Origin of the sequence: Fructilactobacillus florum DSM 22689 = JCM 16035 (assembly GCF_001436645.1) — a bacterium.
Lineage (GTDB): Bacteria > Bacillota > Bacilli > Lactobacillales > Lactobacillaceae > Fructilactobacillus > Fructilactobacillus florum.
Genome location: NZ_AYZI01000042.1, coordinates 1 through 388 on the forward strand (window position 1 = coordinate 1; position 388 = coordinate 388).

General features: G+C 30.4%; 1 protein-coding gene. It reads right to left on the reverse strand.

The window, feature by feature from the left end:
• On the reverse strand, positions 1–388 hold a 388-nt coding region (locus FC87_RS06720), incomplete at both ends, for a tyrosine-type recombinase/integrase (RefSeq protein ID WP_156656556.1).

The window sequence follows — 388 nt, forward strand, 5'->3', positions numbered from 1 at the left end:
TTTTCTGTGCTTGAATTTAATTTATCTAAAATATTTTCAATTTGATCATTAGCTCGGTTTTTATATTCATCAATTAAATATGAATAGACGTTAGTAGTAGTTGAGATGTTAGAATGGCCAAGGCGTTTACTAATTACATAGATATCTACATCATTTGACAGTAAATAAGCCACATGTGTGTGCCTCAGCGAATGAAAGTGAAAACGGTGTTTATTTATACCCAGCTCTTTTAAAGAGTTTCTAAGAACCTTATTTACAGCTCCAGATGTTGGCAAGGTTTTAAACTGATTCATAAATGTTTCTTGATATCCGTTAACTTTTAATTCGCTAATAATTTTTAAAATTTCTTGGTTGACGCGAATAGTTCGTTTTGATGATTCAGTTTTAG